23 protein-coding genes are annotated in these 21,770 nt (G+C 66.0%); 8 read left to right on the plus strand and 15 right to left on the minus strand.

Going from position 1 to position 21,770, the window contains the following annotated elements; translation table 11 throughout:
• Nucleotides 1-21: 21 nt before the first annotated feature.
• From V6U71_RS10850 to V6U71_RS10860, 3 genes are all read right to left on the minus strand, one after another.
• Nucleotides 22-696, minus strand: coding sequence for a fasciclin domain-containing protein (locus V6U71_RS10850; protein ID WP_411342238.1), 675 nt, complete (start codon nucleotides 694-696; stop codon nucleotides 22-24).
• Nucleotides 697-804: 108 nt separating this feature from the next.
• Nucleotides 805-1,926, minus strand: a complete 1,122-nt coding sequence (locus tag V6U71_RS10855; RefSeq protein ID WP_411342239.1) for an NAD(P) transhydrogenase subunit alpha — start codon at nucleotides 1,924-1,926, stop codon at nucleotides 805-807.
• Between the two features lie 12 nt (nucleotides 1,927-1,938).
• Entirely contained in the window at nucleotides 1,939-2,061 is a 123-nt protein-coding gene (locus tag V6U71_RS10860; protein WP_054587972.1) for an aa3-type cytochrome c oxidase subunit IV, read from the minus strand.
• Between the two features lie 270 nt (nucleotides 2,062-2,331).
• On the opposite strand from V6U71_RS10860, the gene V6U71_RS10865 reads away from it, so the two are divergent.
• The 3 genes from V6U71_RS10865 (at nucleotide 2,332) to V6U71_RS10875 (ending at nucleotide 4,853) form a co-directional block, all read left to right on the plus strand.
• Nucleotides 2,332-3,768 (plus strand): sigma-54-dependent transcriptional regulator, encoded by a 1,437-nt coding sequence (locus V6U71_RS10865; RefSeq protein WP_054727460.1) that lies wholly within the window; start codon nucleotides 2,332-2,334, stop codon nucleotides 3,766-3,768.
• Nucleotides 3,769-3,855: 87 nt separating this feature from the next.
• A complete protein-coding gene (locus tag V6U71_RS10870) occupies nucleotides 3,856-4,512 on the plus strand; it encodes an SRPBCC family protein (RefSeq protein WP_411342240.1) in 657 nt (218 codons plus the stop codon).
• Nucleotides 4,509-4,853 carry an ArsR/SmtB family transcription factor gene (locus V6U71_RS10875; RefSeq protein ID WP_411342241.1) on the plus strand — a complete coding sequence of 115 codons (345 nt, stop codon included), beginning with the start codon at nucleotides 4,509-4,511 and terminating at the stop codon, nucleotides 4,851-4,853. The genes V6U71_RS10870 and V6U71_RS10875 overlap by 4 nt, the downstream gene beginning before the upstream one ends.
• On the opposite strand, the gene folP is transcribed toward V6U71_RS10875, so the two are convergent.
• The 7 genes from folP to glmM all read right to left on the minus strand — a co-directional run bounded on the left by folP (nucleotide 4,850) and on the right by glmM (nucleotide 11,709).
• Nucleotides 4,850-5,980, minus strand: a complete 1,131-nt coding sequence (folP, locus tag V6U71_RS10880) for a dihydropteroate synthase (protein WP_411342346.1) — start codon at nucleotides 5,978-5,980, stop codon at nucleotides 4,850-4,852. The genes V6U71_RS10875 and folP overlap by 4 nt on opposite strands.
• A 97-nt stretch (nucleotides 5,981-6,077) precedes the next feature.
• Complete coding sequence (locus V6U71_RS10885; protein WP_411342242.1) at nucleotides 6,078-7,217, minus strand: site-specific DNA-methyltransferase; 1,140 nt, start codon at nucleotides 7,215-7,217, stop codon at nucleotides 6,078-6,080.
• Nucleotides 7,218-7,432: 215 nt separating this feature from the next.
• Nucleotides 7,433-8,329: an oxidoreductase gene (locus V6U71_RS10890; protein WP_411342243.1), complete on the minus strand. Its 897-nt coding sequence runs from the start codon at nucleotides 8,327-8,329 to the stop codon at nucleotides 7,433-7,435.
• A 19-nt stretch (nucleotides 8,330-8,348) separates the two neighbouring features.
• Complete coding sequence (locus V6U71_RS10895) at nucleotides 8,349-8,903, minus strand: ribonuclease HII (protein WP_411342244.1); 555 nt, start codon at nucleotides 8,901-8,903, stop codon at nucleotides 8,349-8,351.
• Nucleotides 8,904-9,006: 103 nt separating this feature from the next.
• On the minus strand, nucleotides 9,007-10,149 hold the full coding sequence (thiD, locus tag V6U71_RS10900) for a bifunctional hydroxymethylpyrimidine kinase/phosphomethylpyrimidine kinase (protein WP_411342245.1): 1,143 nt from the start codon (nucleotides 10,147-10,149) through the stop codon (nucleotides 9,007-9,009).
• Nucleotides 10,146-10,370, minus strand: a complete 225-nt coding sequence (locus tag V6U71_RS10905) for a DUF1272 domain-containing protein (RefSeq protein ID WP_054587981.1) — start codon at nucleotides 10,368-10,370, stop codon at nucleotides 10,146-10,148. Before V6U71_RS10905 ends, thiD begins: the two co-directional genes overlap by 4 nt.
• A complete protein-coding gene (gene glmM / locus V6U71_RS10910) occupies nucleotides 10,363-11,709 on the minus strand; it encodes a phosphoglucosamine mutase (RefSeq protein ID WP_411342246.1) in 1,347 nt (448 codons plus the stop codon). The genes V6U71_RS10905 and glmM overlap by 8 nt, the downstream gene beginning before the upstream one ends.
• A gap of 124 nt (nucleotides 11,710-11,833) precedes the next feature.
• Here glmM and V6U71_RS10915 point away from each other — a divergent pair, with 124 nt between their 5' ends.
• The 3 genes from V6U71_RS10915 to arr all read left to right on the plus strand — a co-directional run bounded on the left by V6U71_RS10915 (nucleotide 11,834) and on the right by arr (nucleotide 14,645).
• Complete coding sequence (locus V6U71_RS10915) at nucleotides 11,834-13,087, plus strand: dicarboxylate/amino acid:cation symporter (RefSeq protein WP_411342247.1); 1,254 nt, start codon at nucleotides 11,834-11,836, stop codon at nucleotides 13,085-13,087.
• Nucleotides 13,084-14,079 carry an aldo/keto reductase gene (locus V6U71_RS10920; protein ID WP_411342248.1) on the plus strand — a complete coding sequence of 332 codons (996 nt, stop codon included), beginning with the start codon at nucleotides 13,084-13,086 and terminating at the stop codon, nucleotides 14,077-14,079. The genes V6U71_RS10915 and V6U71_RS10920 overlap by 4 nt, the downstream gene beginning before the upstream one ends.
• 143 nt (nucleotides 14,080-14,222) lie before the next feature.
• Nucleotides 14,223-14,645: an NAD(+)--rifampin ADP-ribosyltransferase gene (gene arr / locus V6U71_RS10925; protein ID WP_411342249.1), complete on the plus strand. Its 423-nt coding sequence runs from the start codon at nucleotides 14,223-14,225 to the stop codon at nucleotides 14,643-14,645.
• Here arr and V6U71_RS10930 read toward each other — a convergent pair.
• The 5 genes from V6U71_RS10930 to V6U71_RS10950 form a co-directional block, all read right to left on the minus strand.
• Entirely contained in the window at nucleotides 14,638-15,180 is a 543-nt protein-coding gene (locus tag V6U71_RS10930; protein WP_411342250.1) for a DUF1003 domain-containing protein, read from the minus strand. The two genes, arr and V6U71_RS10930, sit on opposite strands and share 8 nt — an antisense overlap.
• Nucleotides 15,181-15,187: 7 nt before the next feature.
• Entirely contained in the window at nucleotides 15,188-15,886 is a 699-nt protein-coding gene (locus V6U71_RS10935; RefSeq protein WP_411342251.1) for an NnrU family protein, read from the minus strand.
• A gap of 140 nt (nucleotides 15,887-16,026) precedes the next feature.
• Nucleotides 16,027-17,328 carry an amidohydrolase family protein gene (locus tag V6U71_RS10940; RefSeq protein WP_411342252.1) on the minus strand — a complete coding sequence of 434 codons (1,302 nt, stop codon included), beginning with the start codon at nucleotides 17,326-17,328 and terminating at the stop codon, nucleotides 16,027-16,029.
• Nucleotides 17,325-18,737 (minus strand): amidohydrolase, encoded by a 1,413-nt coding sequence (locus V6U71_RS10945; protein WP_411342253.1) that lies wholly within the window; start codon nucleotides 18,735-18,737, stop codon nucleotides 17,325-17,327. The genes V6U71_RS10940 and V6U71_RS10945 overlap by 4 nt, the downstream gene beginning before the upstream one ends.
• Before the next feature lie 3 nt (nucleotides 18,738-18,740).
• Nucleotides 18,741-20,381 carry a peptide MFS transporter gene (locus V6U71_RS10950; RefSeq protein ID WP_054727486.1) on the minus strand — a complete coding sequence of 547 codons (1,641 nt, stop codon included), beginning with the start codon at nucleotides 20,379-20,381 and terminating at the stop codon, nucleotides 18,741-18,743.
• 187 nt (nucleotides 20,382-20,568) lie between these two features.
• Between V6U71_RS10950 and V6U71_RS10955 the strand changes: the two genes are divergently transcribed.
• Nucleotides 20,569-21,150, plus strand: a complete 582-nt coding sequence (locus V6U71_RS10955) for a nitroreductase family protein (protein ID WP_411342254.1) — start codon at nucleotides 20,569-20,571, stop codon at nucleotides 21,148-21,150.
• 71 nt (nucleotides 21,151-21,221) lie between these two features.
• The gene (locus tag V6U71_RS10960) at nucleotides 21,222-21,569 is read left to right on the plus strand and encodes a GntR family transcriptional regulator (protein WP_054587989.1); all 348 of its coding nucleotides are present in this window, start codon (nucleotides 21,222-21,224) and stop codon (nucleotides 21,567-21,569) included.
• Nucleotides 21,570-21,770: the final 201 nt, after the last annotated feature.

Raw genomic sequence — 21,770 nt, forward strand, 5'->3', positions numbered from 1 at the left:
GCGGGTTACAGTTTTGTTGCGTCAGCTCGCGGGGTCGGCGGCAGGTGCCGGCTCGGCTTCGGTCGCGGGGGCGGCCGGCGCGGCATCGGCGGCAGGCTCGGCTGCGGCAAACGTCGGCATCAGCACGCCGTTGAGGACGTGGATGACGCCGTTCGACTGCGCGACATCGGCCTGCGTCACATAGCCCGAGCTGCCCTGCGTCCCGTCGACCTTGATATTACCCTCGACCTCGGTGAAGGTCAGCGGCTCGCCTTCGACGGTGGTCAGCGTGGTCTTGCCACCGCCGGCCTTGATCTTCGCATAAAGGTCGGTCGAGGTGATCGTCCCGGGGACGACATGATATTTGAGCACCTGCGCCAGATGATCCTTGTTGACCGGATCCATCAGATAGGCGGTCATCGGCTGCGGCACCGCGGCAAAGGCCTGATCGGTCGGCGCGAAAACGGTGAAGGGGCCGGCGGCGCTCAGCGTGTCGGCGAGGCCGGCGGCGGTGATCGCCTGCACCAGCGTCTTGTGTTCGGGCGAACTCGTCGCATTCTGGACGATGTTCCAGCCGTCCTGCATCGCGCCGGCAGCGGCATCGGCTTCGGCAGCGGTCTCTTCGCCTTCATCGGCCCGCGCATAAGAAGCGGGCACGGTCATCGCGGCGGCAGTCAGAGCAAAAAGCGGAAAAGCGAAAAACTTCGCACGCAGCATCAATCATTCTCCGGTTGTTGAAACGTCAGGGTAATCAAACCCTGAACGCATCTTACCCCCGGAAAGTTCCATGAAAAGGCCGAAATCGGCCATTTTCGGATAGAAATTCTACCCCAGCAGCCGCTCGTTCACGACCTTGCCGCCCTGCGTCAGCCGCACCGCGTTGCCGATTTCCTCGTCGAGTACCGGCTTGCCGGCTTCCTTGTCCCAGAAGGCGGAGAGGAAGTTGAACAGGTTGCGGCTGAACAGTGCGCTGGTGTCGGCGGGCATCAATGCGGCGATATTCTGCGCGCCGATCACGGTGACGCCGTGAATCTTCTTAGCCTCGCCGGCGACCGCGCCCTCGACATTGCCGCCGCTTTCGGCCGCCATGTCGACGATGACGCTGCCCGCGCGCATCGTCGCGAGTTGCGCGTCGCTGATCAGCCGCGGCGCGGGGCGCCCCGGGATCAGCGCGGTGGTGATCACGATGTCCTGCTTGGCGATGTGCGACGACACGAGTTCGGCCTGCGCCGCCTTATATTCGTCCGACATTTCGGTGGCATAGCCACCGGCGCCCTCGCCCTCGATCCCCGCGACCGTCTCGACGAAGATCGGCTTGGCGCCGAGGCTGAGAATCTGTTCCTTGGTCGCGGCGCGCACGTCGGTCGCGCTGACCTGTGCGCCGAGGCGCCGCGCGGTCGCGATCGCCTGGAGCCCGGCGACGCCGACACCCATCACGAACGCCTTGGCGGCGCTAACGGTACCCGCCGCAGTCATCATCATCGGGAAGGCGCGGCCATAGGCGTTCGCCGCCATCAGCACCGCCTTGTAGCCTGCGAGATTCGCCTGGCTCGACAGGATGTCCATCGACTGCGCGCGCGTGATGCGCGGCATGAATTCCATCGCCAGCGCTTCGAGGCCGAGCTTGGCATAGTCGTCGACCCGTGCGCGTTCGCCGAACGGGTTCAGGCCTGCCGCGAGCCAGGCGCCGTCGGCGAAGCCCTTGAGTCCCTGCGGATCGGGCCCCTGAATGGCGAGGATGATGTTGGCGCCCTTCAGCACATCGGCGCGGCTGCCGACGCTCGCGCCCGCGGCGCCATAGTCGGCATCGGCGATCGAAGCGGTTTCGCCCGCCCCGGACTCGACCGCAACTTCAGCGCCCAGTCCGATGAATTTCTTCACGGTTTCGGGTGTGGCAGCGACGCGGGTCTCGCCAGCGGCGAGTTCCTTCAGCACAGCGATGCGCATGGCAGACGCCGATCAGGAAGCGATGAGGAGGACGACGAAAACGGTGACGATCGCAGTGATGATCGATCCGATTTTCAGCAGGCTGAGGAAACCCGTGTAGGTTTCTTCCGCTGCCTTCATTTCCTGCTGTGCCATCGCTGTTCCCCTTAGCCAGTTTCCGCTTCGACACGCGCATGCGCGCGCCGCAGAATCGGATTTCGCGCCGGTCTTAGCCACGCCATGCCATATGCTCAAGTGCCGCTTTGGCGGAAAGTCGCGCCGAAAGGCAAAAGCCCGATGGCCTTAATTGCGCCGCTGGGCAAAAGCCCGATGGCCTTAATCGCCCTTTTACCCCTATCGGTTAAAGGGGTTCGCTACGGCGGAACAATGGCATAACGTGCCGATAAAGGGGCAGATTCGAAGGCGATGGCAAGTACCCGCGATACGCGAATGGTGATGATCGTCGACAGCGAGCCTGCCCAGCAGCGCTTTCTGGCGGCGCTCGTGTCGCGTGGCGGCTGGCGCAGCGTCGTCGCCGCCGATACCGACACCGCGCTCGCCAAGCTGGGCACGCAGGAGGGCATGGCGCTCGACGCGGTGATCGTCGATCAGGGCATCTCCGGGCTGTCGATCCCCGAATTCGTCGCCGAACTGCGCCGCTGGCGCCCCGCGCTGCCGCTGATCGTCATCACGATGCGTAACGGGGTCGAGGTCGCGGTCGGCGCGATGCGCGCCGGGGCGAGCGATTTCGTTCAGAAACCTATCGCCCCCGACCGCCTGCTCAGCGCGCTCGACCGCATCGTTTCGACGAGCGGCCCGCAGGGCGAACTCCGCCCGCTCACCGAAAAGCTGCGCGCGCCGCTCGCTTTCGAGGAAATCATCGGGTCGAGCCCCAATTTCCGCAGCGCGCTGGCCATTGCCGCCAAGGCAGCGCGGGCGCGGGTACCGGTGATGATCAACGGCCGCCCCGGCACCGGCAAGGAAGTTTTCGCCCGCGCGATCCACAGCGCCAGCCCGCGCGCCCGCGGCGCGCTGGTGATGGTCGATTGCTCGGCGGTCTCGCCGGGCCTGATCGGATCGGGACTGTTCGGCCACGAACGCGGCGCCTTCCCCGGCGCCTTCGACCGTCAGGTCGGCCGGCTGGTGCAAGCCGATGCCGGCAGCATCATCATCGACCATGTCGAATGCATCCCGCTCGAGACGCAGGCGAAGCTGGTCGAGTTCCTCAATACCGGCGAAGTCCAGATGATCGGCGGCAGCATCCGCCAGAGCGTCGACGTCCGCATCATCGCGACCAGCGCCAGCCCGCTCGACAAGCTGATCGAGGCCGGCCACTTCCGCGAAGACCTGTTTTACGCGCTGTCGTCCGCGCAATTCACCCTGCCCTCGCTCAGCGAACGCCGCGGCGACGTCGGCCCGCTCGCGCGGCATTTGCTCCAGCGGATCAGCAGCTTGCCGGGGATGGGCACGATCGGGGTCACCGACGACGCGCTGCGCCTGCTCGCCGCTTATGCCTGGCCGGGCAATGTCCGCCAGCTTCAGGACGTGCTGTTCCGCGCCGCGGTCGAAAGCAAGACCGACGTCCTCACCAGCGCCGATTTCAAGGCCATCGAGGCGACGCTCGGCGGCAGCGGCGGCGTGACGAGCGACGGCAATGTCGCGATCAACGGCGAAGCGATCGGGGTCACCCTGTACCTGCCCGACGGCAACCTCCGCCCGCTCGAAGAGATCGAGGCCGACGTCATCCGCCTTGCCATCGGCCATTATCGCGGCCGGATGAGCGAAGTGGCGCGGCGGCTCGGCATCGGCCGCTCGACGCTTTACCGCAAGCTCGCCGATCTGGGGATCGACACCGCGGCCTGACCCGCTGCGGGCAACATCCGGTCGATCGCGCTTGATATATAAGTTTGCACTTATATAAGTATCCCGGCACCAACCGGGAGAATCATCATGTCGTTCGATACCGCCGCCCAGGCCGCCATGGTCGTCCGCAAGGTCGAGGATGTGACGCACGCGGGCGAGTCCTGCCGTGCCGTCGTCGCGTCGCGCGACTATGCCACCGGTATCGACGATCTGTGGAACGCGATCACCGACAAGGAACGCATTCCGCGCTGGTTCGCGCCGATCGAAGGCGACCTTTCGCTTGGCGGCAGATATCAGATCAAGGGCAATGCCGGCGGCACCGTCACCGCATGCACGCCGCCGCGCAATTTCGCGCTGACGTGGGAGTTCGGCGGCGGGATGAGCTGGGTGGAGGTCGAACTGGCCGAAGCCGGCGACGAGAGCACGCGCCTGACCCTGCGCCATATCGCCCCGCTCGACGACAAGTCCGAGGAATTCTGGGACAAATTCGGCCCCGGCGCCGTCGGCGTCGGCTGGGACCTCTCGCTGCTCGGCCTCGCCTGGCACCTTGAAACCGGTGCGGCGGTGCAGGAGCGCTTCGCCGAGGATAGCTGGCCGCTGAGCGACGAAGGCCGGGCCTTCGCGACGTCGAGCAGCGATTCATGGACCGCCGCCTCGATCGCCTATGGCACCGCTGCAGATGCCGCGAGCCGCGCGGGCGCCAGCACGACCGCCTTCTATACCGGCGCCGCAGCGCCCGAATGATGCACGCCTTCGACATCCTCGGCGATCCGGTCCGCCGCCGCATCCTCGAACTGCTCGCCGACGGCCAGCGGTCCTCGGGCGAAATAGTCGAGGTCATCGCCGCCGAATTTTCGATTTCTCAGCCTGCGGTGTCGCAGCATCTGCGCGTCCTGCGCGACAGCGGCTTTGCCACGGCGCAGGCCGATGGAAGGCGGCGGCTCTATGCGGTGGCGCCGGAGCGTTTCGACGAGGTCGATGCATGGGTGCAGCGTTTCCGCCGCACGTGGGAACCGCGTTTCGAAGCCCTCGCGACCGAAGTGGCGCGCGGCAAGAAGGCGCGGCGCGGAGAGGAGGAAAGCTAGGCCGTCAGCGCCGCATCGCGCAGCCCGCGCCAGACGCGCAGCGCCTGCCGGTTTTCGGCGACATCGTGAATGCGCAGCATCTGCGCGCCCTGCGATGCCGCCTGATAATGGAGGGCCACCGTTCCGCCGAGCCGCTGGTCGGCGGGGGCTTCATTGTCGAGCGCCCCGATCATCCGCTTGCGGCTGGCCCCGAACAGGATCGGGCAACCCAAGGTATGGAACAGCGCGAGACCGTTGATCAGCGCCAGATTGTCGGCAATCCCCTTGCCGAAACCCAGCCCCGGATCGACAATGATCCTTGCCGGATCGATCCCCGCCGCAACGCACGCCGCGACCCGCTCGGCGAGCATGTCGTACACGTCGAACAGCACATGGTCATAACCGCCGCCCGCGTGCGGATCGCTCTTGGCGGCCGGGGCGTGCATCAGCACGACCGGGCAGCGGGCACGGACGACGACCTCCATCGCGCGATCGTCGTAACGCAGCGCCGAAATATCGTTGACGATCCCCGCCCCCGCGGCGAGCGCGGCCTCCATTACCGCGGCCTTGCGCGTGTCGATCGATACCGCGACGCCGCCTTTCGCCAGCCCCGCGACGACGCCCTCGACCCGCTGAATCTCGTCGCCTTCCCAGACGAGCGGCGCGCCGGGCCGGGTCGATTCACCCCCGACGTCGATGATCGCCGCCCCCGCCGACGCCATCGCGAAACCCGCATCGACCGCCGCAGCGGTATCGACATGCTTGCCGCCGTCCGAAAAGCTGTCGGGCGTGACGTTCAATATGCCCATCAACTGCGGTTCGTTCAGCCGGATCGTTCGCTCGCCGAGCTGGAGCGCGCCCCGCGAACGCACGGTCGCGGCGCGCTGCATGGTAGCCGCCTGCGCGAGCGCATCGGGCATAGCGGCGATCCAGTCGTCGAATTCGGCGACGGTCACGATGGCGGATTTCACCGCGCCATCGTCGCGCAGGCTGACCTGCCATGCTGCGAACCAGACCATCGTGTCGGCGATGCGCAGACAATGATCGTCGAGCTCGTGGGGGCGATCGACAAAGCAGGCCGGACGGCAATAGATTTGCGCGTCCGCCGAGGCGCTGCCGAGGGCGGGTTTGGTCAGCGGTGCAAACATGCGCAGTCCTTCCGACGTCATCCCAGCGAAAGCTGGGATCTCTATCGTTGTGCTATTACGCCAGCGATCCCAGCTTTCGCTGGGATGACGGTATGTCCTACGCCTCGTTGGCCAGCAGCCAGTCCTGCCGCACCGCATCGATCACGCGCAGCTCCTTGCCGGTATCGACGTGCCAGAAGGTCCAGCCGTTGCAGCTCGGCGCGCCTTGCAGTCCGGCGCCGACCTTGTGGATCGACCCGGCGGGCTGGCCCTCGCATTCGAGGCTGCCGTCGACGCGCACCTTCGCCTTCCAGCGGCGCTTGGTGTCGGTCAGCACCGTTCCCGGCGCAATCATGCCGCATTCGACGAGCGTGCCGAACGCGACGCGTGTCGCGGCCTTGGGCGCCATCATCGTCTTCACCGCGCTTTCGTCGAGCGGCAGCGCCATTTCGATCCGCTCCAGCGCGGCCGCGATATAATCGTCCTCGCGCTCGATGCCGATGTAATGGCGGCCGAGCCGCTTTGCGACCGCACCCGTGGTGCCGGTGCCGAAGAACGGATCGAGGATCACGTCGCCGGGGTTCGAGCAGGCGAGCAGGATGCGATAGAGCAAGGCTTCGGGCTTCTGCGTCGGGTGGACCTTGTGGCCGCCCTTCTTGAGCCGCTCGGGTCCGCCGCAGATCGGGATCAGCCAGTCGCTGCGCATCTGGAGTTCGTCGTTCAGCGTCTTCATCGCGCGATAGTTGAAGGTGTAGCGCGCCTTTTCGCCCATCGACGCCCAGATCAGCGTCTCATGCGCGTTGGTGAAGCGCGTGCCCTTGAAATTGGGCATCGGGTTCGCCTTGCGCCACACGATGTCGTTGAGGATCCAGTAGCCCTGATCTTGCAGCGCGGTGCCGACGCGGAAGATGTTGTGATAGCTGCCGATCACCCAGATGCTGCCGCCGGGTTTCAGGATGCGCTTCGCTTCCTTGAGCCACGCGTGGGTAAAGCGGTCATAGGTCGCAAGGCTGTCGAACTTGTCCCAGTCGTCGTCGACCGCGTCGACCTGGCTGCCGTCGGGGCGCAGCAGATCGCCACCGAGCTGGAGATTATACGGGGGATCGGCAAAGATCATGTCGACCGATGCGGCGGGCAGGCTGCGCATCATCTCGACGCAATCGCCCTGCAGGATGCTGTCGAGCGGCAGATCGACCGGTGCCGTCTTCACCGCACGCTGCTTCGCCGCCGGGGCCTTGACCCGTTCCATCACACCCATGTTTCGCCCCTGTCTTCGTCCGAAAGAAGGCCCTGATGAGTCAGGCGGAGTCCGCCGTCAAGCGCAGGACTCTAGGGATTCCGCGTCACCAACTGGTTAACGGGATGAGAACGAAAGGAGTCTGCCACGACATATGGAGTCCGTCGCGACTCGGAGACTCAACCACTGGTGGTGTGTCGATGGGGACTCACTGGCGAAAAAAATTTCGATCGGGGTCATATCCCGGGGTCGACACCGGTCAGGTCGACCGAACGGACCCAGAGTTCGCGCGCGAGCTTCGGATCGCGTGCGGTGCGCGTCGCGCGCGCCGGACCCGAGCGGCCCGATATTTCGCCGAGCCCCTGCGGCCCCAGATAATCGCCGCCCTGCACATTGACCCCGGTCGCCGCCTGCAACGTCGGCCAGGCGCCCTGCGCGGCGCTGTTGAAGAAAGGCGCGGCGAGCGGCGTCATACTGCGCAGCGGCAGCGGCAGGTGGCGCGTCAGTTCGGTGAGCGCGACGCCGGGATGACAGCCGATCGCCTGCGTCGCGCGGCCGGCCGCGCCCAGCCGCCGGTCGAGTTCGAACATATGGAGCAGGTTGGCGAGCTTGCTCGTCTGATAGCGCTGCCAGTTATGATAGCTGCGGCTGGCCGACAGGTCGCTGAAATCGATCTCGCCACCCTTGTGCGCGATGCTCGAGGTGATGACGATGCGGTCGTCGATATGGGGGTGCACCAGCCCGGTGAAGGCGAAGGTGCCGAGGTGATTGACCCCGAATTGCGATTCAAACCCTTGCCTGGTGAGCGTTTTCGGCGGGATCATGATCCCGGCATTGTTCACCAGCACGTCGATCCGTGGCCCGGCGAGCACCGCCTTTGCCGCCTCGCGGACCTGATCGAGGTTGGCAAGGTCGAGCGGCTGGAACGACAGTTCGGCCGCCGGAACATCGGCCCGGATGCGGTTCATCGCCGCCTCGGCCCGATCGGCATCGCGGCACGCGAGGATGACATGTGCGCCGCGCGCCGCCAGCACGCGTGCAGTCTCGAAACCGATCCCGGCGTTGGCACCGGTAACCAGGAAGGAGCGCCCCGTCTGCGTGCCGACATCATCGGCCGTGAACCCGCTGCGCATGACGCTCTCCTGCGTGTTTTCAGACCAGATGCAGTTGAGCGACCGGCGCAAAACTGGTCCGATGGAGCGGTGTCGGGCCATGCTGACGCAACGCCGCGAGATGGTGTGCGGTACCATAGCCCATGTTTCTCTCCCAGCCAAAAGCGGGAAATTCGCGCGCCATCCGGGTCATATAGCGGTCGCGATGCTCCTTCGCGACGATGCTCGCCGCCGAAATGCACGGGTGGATCGCGTCGCCGCCGATCACCGCGGTCGCCGTATAGCGCCAGCGCGGCAGCCGGTTGCCATCGACGAGCACCGCGGCGGGCTCGAAGCCCAGCGCCTCGACCGCGCGCGTCATCGCGAGGAAAGTCGCCTGCAGGATGTTGATGCGGTCGATTTCCTCGACGCTGGCCTCGCCGACGCCCCAGCGGCAGCGCGCCTTGATTTCGATCTCCAGCTCGCCGCGGCGTTTGGCGGAGAGCTTCTTCGAATCGTCGAGCCCGGCGATACCGCCTTCGCAGAGCAGCACCGCCGCCGCGACGACCGGCCCGGCAAGCGGACCGCGGCCGGCTTCGTCTACGCCGACGATCATCTGTTCCCCTCCCATTTATGGGAGGGGTTAGGGGAGGGTCTGTCGAGCTCGGGCGCCGTCGAAACAGGCCCTCCCCCGACCCCTCCCATAAATGGGAGGGGAGTCAAATCCGCCACGGCGGGTACCTCCGATATTCGCCCGCCTGATACAGGCACAGCCGGTTGCCAGCCGGATCGGTCAGCCGCGCCTCGCGCCAGCCCCAGTCCTCGTCCTTCGGCATCTGGTCGAAGCGCACGCCGCGTCTGGCGAGATAGGCAACCCACGCGTCGAGCGCGCCGCTTTCCAGATAGGTCGTCGCGCCGCCAGCCTCGCCGTCGCCGACATGGATCGACAGCGTCACGCCATTGATCGCCTCGAAGCGCGCATAACCATTGTCCGGGCTATCGACGATCTGCGTCAGGCCGAGCTGCTTGTAGAAGGCGACCGAGGCCGAATAATCGGACGCGGGCAAGGTGAACTGGTTGAGCGCCGGGCCGGTGAATAGCCCGTCGTTGCGTACCGCCTGCTGCCCCATCGGGCCATGCCCCTCACCCAGTCCCGGCGCATCGAGCAGCGCCAGCCGCACGAAATCGCGCGCCCGCGCGACCGCGGGCTCGAGCGGCATGCCCTGCGCCAGCCCCGTCGCGATCGCGCTCGCCAGCGTGCAGCCGGTGCCGTGGGTGTGCCGGCTGTCGATCCGCGGCGCTTCCCAGCGCGCGACCTCGCCGGCATCGGGTTCGAGCAGCCGGTCGGTCACCGTCTCGCCCGCGCCATGCCCGCCCTTGACGAGCAGCGCGCAACCGTGGGCGAGCACCGCCGCCTCGCCGCCCAACGCATCGAGTTCGCCCAGATTGGGAGTCGCGACCGTCGCGCGCCGCATCAGCGCCTCGAACGCGCGGATCGTCGCGGCGTCGGCAAGCACCGACCCGCTCGTCGACACCATCACGGGGTCGAACACCACCGGCGTCGTCGCCAGATCGGCGCGCGCGAGCCGTTCGGCCACCGCCGCCGCCGTTTCGGCGCTGCCGATCATGCCGATCTTGACCGCATCGACGCCGATGTCCTGAACGACGCTGTCGATCTGCATCAGCACCATCTCGGCCGGGATCGCGTGGACGCCCTGCACGCCCATGCTGTTCTGCGCGGTGATCGCGGCAATCGCGGTCATCGCATGGCCGCCGAGCATCGTCACCGTCTTGATATCGGCCTGGATGCCGGCGCCGCCGCCGCTGTCCGATCCGGCAATGATCAGAACGCGTGCGGTCAACCCTTATACTTTCGCACCGTCGATCCCGGGAATTTCGCCAGCGCCGCGCCTTCGCGCAGCGGCCGGTCGAGCAGGTCGCCGCCGCAATTGGGGCATTGCTCGTCGAGCCGGTCGGCGCAATTCGCGCAGAAGGTGCATTCGAACGAGCAGATGAACGCCCCATGGGCGTTCGCGGGCAGATCACGCCCGCACTTTTCACAATCGGGTCGCATTTCAAGCATGGCGGTTCGCTGCCTCCTTTACGGCGTCGCATATCATATCGACGACCTGTTCAACCTGTTTCGCGTCGTCCCCTTCGGCCATCACGCGGATCACCGGCTCGGTGCCCGAGGCGCGGATCACGAGGCGCCCGCGCCCGGCGAGCGCCGCCTCGCCGTCGGCGATGGCGGTCTGGACATTGCCGTTTTCGAGCGGCTTGCCGCCCGCGAAGCGGACATTCTTCAAAAGCTGCGGCACCGCATCGAACTGGTGGAGCAATTCGCTCGCCGGCCGGTCCGCCGCGACCAGCTCGGCGAGCACCTGAAGCCCGGCCAGCGTGCCGTCGCCGGTCGTCGCATGGTCCGACAGGATCATATGCCCCGACTGTTCGCCGCCGACGTTGAAGCCGCCTTCCTTCATCCGTTCGAGGACATAGCGGTCGCCGACCTTGGTGCGTTCGAGCCGCAGTCCTTCGCCTTCGAGGAAGCGCTCGAGGCCAAGGTTCGACATCACCGTCGCGACGACGCCGCCGCCCTTCAGCCGTCCCTGCCGCGCCCAGCTCGCGCCGATCAGCCCCATGATCTGGTCGCCGTCGACGATCGCGCCCTTTTCGTCGACCACGATCAGCCGGTCGGCGTCGCCGTCGAGCGCGATGCCGATGTCGGCGCCGCTCGCAACCACGGTTTCCTGGAGCAATTGCGGTGCGGTCGAGCCGCATTTGTCGTTGATGTTGGTGCCGTTGGGCGAGACCCCGACCGAAATCACGTCGGCGCCGAGTTCCCAGAACACCGTCGGGGCGCTGTTGTAAGCGGCGCCATTGGCGCAATCGAGGACGATCTTCAGCCCGTCGAGGCGGACCGATTCGGGCAGGCTCTGCTTCACCGCGTGGATATAACGGCCGCGCGCGTCCTCGATGCGCTTGGCGCGGCCGATCTGCGCCGGTTCGGCAAGCTTCGGCTCGCTCGCGAGCAGCATTTCGATCTGGATCTCGTCCTCATCGGACAATTTATAGCCGTCGGGCCCGAACAGCTTGATCCCGTTGTCGTAGAAGGGGTTGTGGCTGGCCGACAGCATAACGCCAAGGTCGGCGCGCATCGAGCGCGTCAGCATCGCCACCGCCGGGGTCGGCATCGGCCCGACCTGCACGACGTCCATGCCGACGCTGGTAAAACCCGCGACGAGCGCGTTTTCCAGCATATAGCCCGAAATACGCGTATCCTTGCCAATGACGACGCGATGCTTGTGATCGCCGCGCAGGAAATGCGCGCCCGCCGCCATGCCGACGCGCATCGCGACCTCGACGGTCATCGGAATCTGGTTGGTCAGTCCGCGGATACCGTCGGTTCCGAAAAACTTGCGCATGCCACCTCTGCTACTTAAGCGGAACATCGAGACAAGAGCTTGTCCCGGCCACCCCCGGCGACGGCCCTAGGTCACCCGTTTTTGCTTGGCAAGCTGGCCGGAGGGGTTCGCAGGTGAATCGGTCGTGAAATCCGCATGGATCATCCTCTCGGCGCTGATCGTCGGCATGTTGCTGGGCGTCGCGGTCGAGACAATCTCGGCCCCGTGGGGCACGGCATCACTGCCCTATATCGAATGGGTCGGCCTGCTCTGGCTGAACGCGCTCAAGATGACGATCATCCCGCTGATCGTCGCATTGCTGATCACGGGTATCACCGCGACCGCAGATGCCGCGCGGGCAGGCAAGCTGGCGGGCCGCGCCGTGGCGATCTTCATCGGCGCCAATCTGCTCGCCGGGCTGATGACCCTGCTGGTGCTGCCGCTCCTGCTGCGCGCCTTCCCGATGTCCGCTGCGGCGGCCGAAGGGCTGCGGCACGGGCTTGGAGGGGCGACCGACGCCGTCCCCTCGCCCACCTTCACCGATTTCGTCCTCGGCCTGATCCCGACCAATCCGATCGCCGCGGCGGCCGACACCTCGATCCTGCCGCTGATCGTCTTCACGACCATTTTCGCCTTCGCGATCAGCCGCATCGGCAGCGCCGAGCGCGCAACGCTGTCGGGGTTTTTCAAGGCCTTGGGCGATGCGATGCTCGTCGTCATCGGCTGGGTGCTGGCGCTCGCGCCGCTCGGCGTCTTCGCGCTCGGCTATGCGCTGGCGATCAAGGCCGGGGTCGCGGCGTTCGGCGGCCTCGTCCATTATGTGCTGATGCTGTCGGCGATCGGCGTCTGCACGATCATCCTCGGGATCGTGCTTGCGGTGTTCGTCGTCGGCATAGCCTTGCCGCGTTTCGTGCGCGCGATGGTGCCGACCTTTGCGGTCGCGATCAGCACGCAAAGCTCGCTCGCCAGCCTGCCCGCGATGCTCAAATCGTCGGCCGAGCTCGGCGTCGAACCGAAGAAAGCCGACATCGTCCTGCCGCTCGCGGTCGCCTTGTTCCGCTTCACCAGCCCGGCGATGAACCTCGCGGTCGTCGTCTATGTCGCGTGGCTGTTCGGGGTCGAACTGACGCCGTTCGAAATGGCGGTCGGCCTCGGCGTTGCGCTGGCCGCGGCGCTCTCGTCGGTCAGCCTACCCGGTTCGATCAGCTTCGTGACCTCGATTGCGCCGATCGCCATCGCAATGGGCGTGCCCGTCGCGCCGCTCGGCCTGCTCGTCGCGGTCGAGACCTTTCCCGATATCTTCCGCACCCTCGGCAATGTCGTGGCGGACGTCGCGGCGACCAAATATGCCGCCGACGGTGTAGAAGACGACAGTCCCCCCGCAGGAGTCGCCCCATGAAATATCGCACGCTCGGCCACGGCCTTAAAGTCTCCGCCATCGGCATCGGCTGCATGCCGATGATCAAGGGCGGCAACATCCTCTACGGCGAAAATGCCGATCTCGGCGAATCGACGCGCACCATTCATCGCGCGATCGACCTTGGCGTCACCTTTTTCGACACCGCGCAAATCTATGGCCCGTTCAGCAACGAGGAACTGCTCGGCGAAGCGATCCGCGGCAAGCGCGACGGGCTGGTCATCGCGACCAAATTCGGTTTCCGGTTCGAGGGGCAGAAGATCGTCGGGGTCGACGGATCGCCCGCCAACGCCCGCGCCGCGTGCGAAGGCTCGCTCCAGCGGCTCCGCATCGACACGATCGACCTGTTTTACCAGCACCGCGTCGATCCCTCGATCGCGATCGAGGAGGTCGTCGGCGGGATGATGGAGCTGGTGAAGGAGGGCAAGGTCCGCCACATCGCACTGTCCGAAGCCGGCCCCGAAACGATCCGCCGCGCCGCCAAAGCGGCGCCGATCACCGCATTGCAGAGCGAATATTCGATCTGGGAACGCGAGATTGAGGATGAAATCCTGCCCGCCTGCCGCGACAACGGCATCGGCTTCATCCCCTATTCGCCGCTCGGCCGCGGTTTCCTTGCCGGCACGATCCGTAGCCGCGACGAATTGCCCGAGAATGACTGGCGGCGGAACGACCCGCGCTATTCGGAGGAGAACCTCCCCGCCAACCTCGCGATCGTCGATGCGATTGCCGGGGTCGCGGCGAAGCACGGCGTGTCGAACGCGCAGGTCGCGCTCGCCTGGCTGCTCGCGCAGGGCGACGATATCGTCCCCATCCCCGGCACCAAGCGCCGCGCGACGATGGAGGACAGCGTCGGCGCCGCCGACGTGACGCTGACCGCCGACGACCTTGCGGCGATTGACGCAGCCGCGCCGAAGGGCGGGACGAACGGACCGCGCTACGGGGAACAAGGGATGCGGATGGTGCGTCTGTAGGGCGGCCGACGGCAGGTCTTTTTTGCCTTCGTCACCCCGGACTCGATCCGGGGTCCATGACTTAGGCGCTGCGATGGACACCGGATCAAGTCCGGGGTGACGATGAGAAATCGCAAGCAGGGTCGCGAATAGGAACGATGACGATGGCCGAAATGCTGGACGAGGGGCCGTTCTTTCACGGCACGATCGCCGATTTGCGCGTCGGCGATTTCCTCATGGCGGGCCACCGCTCGAACTATCGCCCCGAAGTGGTGATGAACCATATCTACTTCACAGCGCTCGTGAGCGGTGCAGGGCTTGCCGCTGAAATTGCGGCAGAACTTATCGAAGGCGACGCCGTCCCGCGCGTCTATCTCGTCGAGCCGACCGGGGCATATGAGAATGACCCCAATGTGACCGACAAGAAATTTCCGGGCAACCCCACCCGGTCTTACCGCAGCAGTGCGCCGCTCAGGATCCTTGGCGAAATCACGGATTGGCCGCGATTGACGCCCGAAGCGCTGCAGATGTGGCGAGAGAGGTTGATCGCGCTGCCTTCGGACGAGCGCGGCGAAATCATCAACTGATGCCCTTCTTATCCATGCGCGCGCACAGTTCCTCGACCTTCGCCGCCAGCTCGCCGATCCGCATCTGGTCGAGCTTTTCGTGCAGCCGCATGATTTCGAGTTCGGCGCGCAGGTTGATCTCGTAGTCGACGCTGGCGGTCAGCCGGTCCTTTGCCGACTGGCGGTTCTGGCTCATCATGATGATCGGCGCCTGCACCGCGGCGAGCGTCGAGAGCATCAGGTTGAGGAAGATGAAGGGATAGGGGTCGAAGGCGAGCCCGAAGCGCTGCAATACTTCCGAATTGAGCAGCATCCAGCCGAGCAGCACCAGCGTAAAAACGATGATGAAGCCCCACGAGCCGCCGACCGCCGCAACGCGGTCGGCGAGCCGGTCGCCGGTGCTCGCCTGCGCATCGCCGATATCGGCGGCGTCGCGGCTGCTCGGCGCGCGCGCGGCGATCGCCTGCACGACGCGGACTTCTTCGGGATCGAGCTGGTCGAAGGCGCGGCCGAGCAGGCGCAGCGACAGGTCGTTAAAGTGCGTTCCCGCGTTCATGCCGCTCCTATCCGATCCAGCGCCAGATGCCCGCGACCATATAGCCGAGCGCGCCATGCGCCCAGGTCGCGGCGATCCACAGGACGATGCCGCCGAACAAGGCGTGCGGCCGCGGCAGCGTATCGCCCCATGGCGCACCGCCGAGTTGGCGGGCGAAGGGTATGAAGTTCGTCCGCGCCGCCCAGTGCCGCCAGCTATCGCCCATCAACCGCGCCTTTTTCACATCCTGCCCCGCCGACCCGGCAAGCGCGAGGAAGGCGATCATCCCCGAGAGTATGAACTGCGCCGGCGTCGGCATCACCAGCGCGTGCGCGAAGGCCCAGAGCGCGAAGCCCCACATCATCGGATGGCGCGTGATCGCATAGACGCCGCGCGGTGCGCCCTGCGCGGCAAAGGCGGCGTTCGGCGCGGGCAGCGCCGGGTTGCCGATCAGCGACCCCATGAACAATATGCTCGCGAACAGCACGACCAGCGAGGCAAAGGCCCAGAGCGCGTCACCGGCGACCCACAAGGGCGGCTCGGGCGGCATGCCGCGCCACGCCTGCACGACCATGATGAACGTCGCGATCGCGACGATCGAATAGATGATCAGGAACGCCCGCTCGCCCATCCGCCCGGCGAGCGGGGCGCGCAGCGGATGCGACAGCGCGAAATGCGTGCCGACGAACAGGACGCATGTGGTGATGAGAAGCGACATGGGTTGCATTGGAGCGCTCTCCCTCTCCTCCCGGCATCAGCCAGCATATCATATTCGTCATCCCGGCGCAGGCCGGGATCTCATCGGCTCGTTATAACGCGAAGTCGAGATCCCGGCCTGCGCCGGGATGACGGTAAGGGGGTAGCAATCTACCGATCATAGGCTTTCGGGAGCGCGCCCTCGCCCGGCGTCGCATAGCGGTCGCGCAGGCGATCCTGCCGCGTCGTCAGCGACTGCGCCTTGCCGTCGATCCACACGGCGGTCGGCCGGCTGCCGAGTTCGAGCGGATCGTCGTCCCAGATCACGACGTCGCCGACGCGGCCGGGGCGCAGCGATCCGATGCTGCCCTCCATGCCGACGGCGCGCGCCGGGGCGCTGCTGATCGAGGCGAAGGCCTGATCCCAGCTCAGCCCGCTCGCGCCCGGCAGCTTCGCCAGCCCGACGAGGTTGCCGGCATATTGCATAGCATAGCCCATTTTATGCGCATCGTCGTCGTCGAAGACACCGACCGAGATGTCGACGCCCGCGGCTTTCAACCGCCCGGCGTTGGATTGCGTGGCGCCGAGCCGTTCGAAACTGTCGGGCAGGTCGCTGAGCGGCGACACCAGCACCGGCACCTTCGCCGCCGCGATCTCGCGGGCGACCAGCCAGCCTTCGGTGACGCCGACGAGGACGAGTTTCAGCGCCGGGAATTCGCCCTTCAGCTTGATGACGTTCAGGATGTCGGCGGCGCGGTCGACGCGGACGAACAGCGGCGTCGTGCCGTCGATCACCCGCACCAGCGCCTCGGCATCGGCGCGCTGGATCATCGCGTCATTGCCCCATTCGGCCAAGGTCGCGGGATTGCGCGCATAGCTGCGCGCGGCGAGCAATTGTTCGCGGAACAAGAGGAAGGTCGCGGCGCGGCTGCCGCCCGCCTTAGCCGACCCGTCCTCGCCGAACGCGACGAATTGCAACGCGCGCGGACGCGTCACCATGTCCATGTCGTCGGCAAGGTCGACGACCGCGCCCTGCCCGGCGAACAAATTGCTGCTCGCGCTCGGCGCGACGATCGCGCGGGTGACGCCCGAGGCGCGGTTGACCGCGACCGGCGAGCCCATCGGGTTGAGCGCGGGCGCGATGTCGAGCCCGGCAGAAAAGCGCGAACGCGCCGCGCCGCGGTCGTTCGTCCCGGCAACGGCATCGACCTCGACCAGCCCGACGCGGCTGAACGCCGCGACGATGCCCGGCGTCACATAGCGGCCCTGCGCATCGACACGTTCGATCCCGGCGGGCACGGCAACGCCGGCGCCCGCCGCGACGACCTTGCCGCCGCGGATGACGACCGAACCGCCCTCGACCGGGGCGCTGCCGTCGCCGATGACGAGCTTCGCATTGACGATCGCGACGTCCTGCGCGGCGGCGGGAAGCGCGACCAGCGCGGCGGCGGAAAGAAGCAGCGCGCGGATCATTTCACATCTCCCTCGCCCGGCTGGCCGAGCTCGAAGTCGCTCACCGGCCGCCGTTTCGGGTCCATCGCGTCGAACATCAGCGCGCCGTCGATCCACACCTTTTCGGGGCGCGTATAGGCGCTGAACGGATTGCCGTTCCACAGCACGACGTCGGCCATCTTGCCGGGTTTCAGGCTGCCGGTCTTGTCGCCGATCCCCAGCGCCTTTGCCGGGTTCCACGACAGCCAGGTCCACGCCTGTTCGTCGCTGATCTGCATTCCCATGCGGCGCCCGGCCTTCAGCGCCTTCGCCGCTTCCTGATTGAGCCGCTGGATCTGGTTCGCATCATCCGAGTGGACGATCGTGCAGGCGCCCGCCTTGTACACCAGCGGAATATTCTCGTTGACGCTGTCATAGGCTTCCATCTTGAAGCCCCACCAGTCGGCCCACATCGCCGAACAAATACCCTCTTTCGCAAGGATATCGGCGATCTTGTACGCCTCGACCGCGTGGTGGAAGGTCGACACCTTATAGCCGAATTCCTTCGACATATCGATGACCAGCGCCATTTCGTCGGCGCGGTAGCAATGGTTGTGGACGAGGATTTCGCCCGCCAGCACGCCCGCGAGTGTTTCCATCGCGAGGTCGCGGTCGACGACCTTGCCGTCGTCCATCTTCTTCTTGTACGCCGCCGCCTTCTGCCACGTCGCGCGATTGACCGCGAAATTGCCCATGCGGGTCGAGGGCATCCGCCCCTTGGCGCCATAGACGCGCTTCGGATTCTCGCCGCACGCCATTTTGAGGCCGTAGGGGGCGCCGGGGAATTTCATCCCCTGCACCGTGCGCGAGGGCACATTCTTGAGCGTGATCGAGCGTCCGCCCATCAGATTGGCGCTGCCCGGCAGGATCTGGAGCGACGTCACGCCGCCATTGGCCAGCGCGCGGCTGAACCCCGGATCCTGCGGCCAGACGCTGTGTTCGGACCAGACTTCGGGCGTCGTCGGCGAGGTCGCCTCATTGCCGTCCGAATGCGCATCGACGCTGGGCGAAGGATAGTCGCCGAGGTGGCTGTGGATGTCGATCACGCCCGGGGTCACGAACTTGCCCGTCCCGTCAACGATATCGGCGCCCTCGGGGATCGGCGTGTCGGCGCCACCGACCGCTTCGACCTTGCCGCCCGCGAGCAGCACGGTGCCATTGTCGATCCGTCCGCCCTCGCCGTCGAAGATGGTGACGCCGCGCACCGCCGTCGGGCGGCCCGGATAAGGCTTGTAGGTCGACGGATAGGGATCCTTGTCGAACTTGACCGGCTTCGCCGCCGGCGCCGCGGGCTCGTCGCCCGCCGATTTCGCATCGGACCCCGTCGCCGCACAACCGGCGAACGCCAGCGACACCGCAGCCAGCAGGCTGCCCTTCACGCCCCGGATCATCGCTTACGCCCCCTTCGGTTCGGGATGGGTGCCGGCGGCTTGCGGTTCGCCGAGTTCTTCGCGGCCGGCGATGTCGCGGTCGCGCAGCGTGTCGAGGTGCATCCACTTCTTCACGATCGGCGACAGCGCGAGCACGACGACGCTGACGCCGATGGTGATCAGGCCGATTTCCCAATAGATGCCGAGCGTCGCTTCCTTCGTCATGTTGCCGCTTTCGCCGCCCGTCGCCTCGCCGATCTTGCCGGCGACGAAATTGCCGACCGCGGTCATGTAGAACCAGGCCCCCATGATCAGCGACGCAAGGAAGCTCGGCGCCAGCCGGTTCATCGCGCTGAGCCCGACCGGCGACAGGCAAAGCTCACCCGTCGTGTGGAGCAGATAGAGCATGAAGACGAAGAAGACCGGTGTCGCGACCGCGGGCCCGACGCTGTTCGCGCCCCAGACAAAGACGAGGAAGCCAAGGCCGACTTGGGCGAGCGCCAGCGCGAACTTCGCGGGCGCCGACGGTTCGAGCCCGCGCTTGCCGAGCCATTGCCACAGCGCCGCAAAGACCGGCGCGAAGAGGATGATGTAGATGGGGTTGATCGACTGGAACACCGACGCGGGGACGCCGCCCTTGTCGACAAAGCGGTCGGTATAGAGGTTGAAGCTGCCACCGGCCTGTTCGAAGAGGCCCCAGAACAGCGGGTTGAGCGCGATCAGGAACAGGATCGCGAACATGCGCTCGCGCGGCTCCTTGTCGAGCTTGAAGCTTTCGTAGAGGACATAGCCGAGCAGCGCGAGGCCCGAGACGATCAGGATATTCTGGATGACGTCCTGATACTGGACCAGCGCCCACATCACCGCGACCGCGGCGATGCCGATGCCATAGATGGAAATTTCCTTGTTGCGCGCCAGCGGCGCCGGCGCCTCGCCCGCGCCGAGCAGAACATTCTTGCCGAGCACGAAGACGATCAGGCCGGCAACCATGCCGATGCCGGCGAGGCCGAAGCCATAGGCCCAGCCGATCTTCTGGCCGAGATAGCCGACGAGGATCGTGCCGAGCGCGGCGCCGACGTTAATCCCCATGTAGAAGATGGTGTAGGCGGCGTCGCGGCGGGCATCGGTCAGACGATAGAGCTGACCGACCATCACCGAGATATTCGCTTTCAGGAAGCCCGAACCGACGATGATCAGCGCCAGCGCCAGCCAGAAGACGTTGATCGCGCCTTCGGACTGCTTGACCGCGGCATCGGTGATCCCGTGATCGCCCTCGACCGCCATGAACAAATGGCCAAGTGCGAGCAGGACGCCGCCGAACAGCACCGCCTTGCGCTGTCCCAGATAGCGGTCAGCCAGATAGCCGCCGAGCACCGGCGTGATATACACAAGGCTGGTATAGGCCCCATAGATCAGGTTCGATTTGCCGTCCGAAAACAGCCAGTGCTGCGTCAGGTAGAAGATCAGCAGCGCGCGCATGCCGTAATAGGAAAAACGCTCCCACATCTCGGCAAAGAACAACATGTAAAGGCCCTTGGGGTGGCCGGCGAATTCGGGTTTCTTGCTGCCCGCGATCAGCGCCCCGATGGTCAGGAACACCCCCAGCACGACCAGCGCGATAACCGCGATCCAGTCGCCTTCGTCCCAAAGGCCCATGTCTTTCATGTAAATGCGTCCCTTTTCCCGGATATTTTGACCGCGGCTTCCCGCCGCGCGAATGGGGCAACCTAGCGCGAAAATTTCTCATGGGAAGAATCTAATTGCGCGTGAAACCGGTTCATCCGGGCCAAAAACTGTTGCGAACGATTCGCAACACTTGCGTTATGCGCCTGAAAACGCCACATGCGCTGCCATGTTCAACGACACCTCCTCGCTGCTCGCCCACCTCGCCACCCGCCGCTCGGGAAAGGCGCGCGACATGATTGCGCCCGGCCCCGATGCCGCCACGCTGAAGGACATTATCGCGCTCGCGCTGCGCACCCCCGACCATGGCAAGCTCGCCCCCTGGCGCGTCGTCACGATCGCCGACGGCCAGCGCGAAGCCTTCGCGACCTTGCTCAAAAATGCCTGGGTCGCCGAAAATCCCGGCGCGGCGGGAATGGACCTGTCGGCGCTCGACCAGTTCGCGCATCAGGCGCCGACGCTGCTCGTCCTTCTGTCCACCCCCGTGCAGGGCGTGAAAATCCCGCTGTGGGAACAACAGATGTCGGCCGGCGCCGTCGGCATGAACGTGCTCCACGCCGCGCACGCGCACGGTTTCGTGGGAAGCTGGCTGACCGGCTGGGCGGCGTACAGCCCTCAGGTGGCGCAGGCTTTCGGCGCGCGCGAAGGAGATACGATCGTCGGCTATTTCTTCCTCGGCACCGCCGGCGGCGCGCTGTCCGAACGGCCACGGCCCGAATATGACGACGTCGTGAGCGCTTGGGACATTTAATTTCAGAGGCGTGCCAGAATTTGTAAGGAAGCACGTTTGACTGTGCTGCTGTCTTATGGCATTAAGGCGGCATGCTCGATCAGTCCAAACCCGTGTACCAGCGCCTGCGCGATGTCATCGCCAACGCCATCCTCGACGGCAGCTTCCGCGACGGCGACATGTTGCCGTCGGTACGCTCGCTCGCGGCCGAGCAGGGCGCCAACCCGCTGACCGTCGCCAAGGCCTATCAGACCTTTCAGGACGAGGGGCTCGTGACGGTAAAGCGCGGGGTCGGGATGTTCGTCGCGCAAGGTGCGACCGAGCGGCTGCGCACGCTGATGCGCGAAGACTTCCTCGCCAATGTCTGGCCCCCGGTCGCGGAGCAGATGCGGCGCATCGGGCTGGACGCGCGGACCTTGCTCGACCTGACCGAGGCCTGAGACGGACGAAACCCGGCTCGGTCGTGGTGACCTTATCGGCTGGAGGGGCTTTGGGGTGGAGAGCTGCCGTTCCCAATCCGTCGCCCCCGCGAAGGCGGGGGCCGCTGGCAACCTTGCGCTAGGCCGATAGCGGCCCCCGCCTTCGCGGGGGCGACGGTTATTGGGCTAGTGTCCGCAAACGGCCGTTAGCCGTCATCCGAA

This window comes from Sphingopyxis sp. J-6 (assembly GCF_046603995.1).
Taxonomy (GTDB): domain Bacteria; phylum Pseudomonadota; class Alphaproteobacteria; order Sphingomonadales; family Sphingomonadaceae; genus Sphingopyxis.

Excerpts from the sequence above, each read along its gene's own strand:
- V6U71_RS10875 (WP_411342241.1), top strand. The coding sequence starts at position 4,509 with ATGATGCACGCCTTCGACATCCTCGGCGATCCGGTCCGCCGCCGCATC.
- V6U71_RS10940 (WP_411342252.1), bottom strand. The coding sequence starts at position 17,328 with ATGATCCGCGCGCTGCTTCTTTCCGCCGCCGCGCTGGTCGCGCTTCCC.
- V6U71_RS10855 (WP_411342239.1), bottom strand. The coding sequence starts at position 1,926 with ATGCGCATCGCTGTGCTGAAGGAACTCGCCGCTGGCGAGACCCGCGTC.
- V6U71_RS10960 (WP_054587989.1), top strand. The coding sequence starts at position 21,222 with ATGCTCGATCAGTCCAAACCCGTGTACCAGCGCCTGCGCGATGTCATC.
- glmM (WP_411342246.1), bottom strand. The coding sequence starts at position 11,709 with ATGCGCAAGTTTTTCGGAACCGACGGTATCCGCGGACTGACCAACCAG.
- V6U71_RS10920 (WP_411342248.1), top strand. The coding sequence starts at position 13,084 with ATGAAATATCGCACGCTCGGCCACGGCCTTAAAGTCTCCGCCATCGGC.
- V6U71_RS10955 (WP_411342254.1), top strand. The coding sequence starts at position 20,569 with ATGTTCAACGACACCTCCTCGCTGCTCGCCCACCTCGCCACCCGCCGC.
- V6U71_RS10935 (WP_411342251.1), bottom strand. The coding sequence starts at position 15,886 with ATGCAACCCATGTCGCTTCTCATCACCACATGCGTCCTGTTCGTCGGC.
- V6U71_RS10870 (WP_411342240.1), top strand. The coding sequence starts at position 3,856 with ATGTCGTTCGATACCGCCGCCCAGGCCGCCATGGTCGTCCGCAAGGTC.
- V6U71_RS10905 (WP_054587981.1), bottom strand. The coding sequence starts at position 10,370 with ATGCTTGAAATGCGACCCGATTGTGAAAAGTGCGGGCGTGATCTGCCC.
- folP (WP_411342346.1), bottom strand. The coding sequence starts at position 5,980 with ATGTTTGCACCGCTGACCAAACCCGCCCTCGGCAGCGCCTCGGCGGAC.
- V6U71_RS10895 (WP_411342244.1), bottom strand. The coding sequence starts at position 8,903 with ATGATCGTCGGCGTAGACGAAGCCGGCCGCGGTCCGCTTGCCGGGCCG.
- V6U71_RS10885 (WP_411342242.1), bottom strand. The coding sequence starts at position 7,217 with ATGGGTGTGATGGAACGGGTCAAGGCCCCGGCGGCGAAGCAGCGTGCG.
- V6U71_RS10890 (WP_411342243.1), bottom strand. The coding sequence starts at position 8,329 with ATGCGCAGCGGGTTCACGGCCGATGATGTCGGCACGCAGACGGGGCGC.
- V6U71_RS10865 (WP_054727460.1), top strand. The coding sequence starts at position 2,332 with ATGGCAAGTACCCGCGATACGCGAATGGTGATGATCGTCGACAGCGAG.
- V6U71_RS10850 (WP_411342238.1), bottom strand. The coding sequence starts at position 696 with ATGCTGCGTGCGAAGTTTTTCGCTTTTCCGCTTTTTGCTCTGACTGCC.
- V6U71_RS10945 (WP_411342253.1), bottom strand. The coding sequence starts at position 18,737 with ATGATCCGGGGCGTGAAGGGCAGCCTGCTGGCTGCGGTGTCGCTGGCG.
- V6U71_RS10950 (WP_054727486.1), bottom strand. The coding sequence starts at position 20,381 with ATGAAAGACATGGGCCTTTGGGACGAAGGCGACTGGATCGCGGTTATC.
- arr (WP_411342249.1), top strand. The coding sequence starts at position 14,223 with ATGGCCGAAATGCTGGACGAGGGGCCGTTCTTTCACGGCACGATCGCC.
- V6U71_RS10860 (WP_054587972.1), bottom strand. The coding sequence starts at position 2,061 with ATGGCACAGCAGGAAATGAAGGCAGCGGAAGAAACCTACACGGGTTTC.
- V6U71_RS10930 (WP_411342250.1), bottom strand. The coding sequence starts at position 15,180 with ATGAACGCGGGAACGCACTTTAACGACCTGTCGCTGCGCCTGCTCGGC.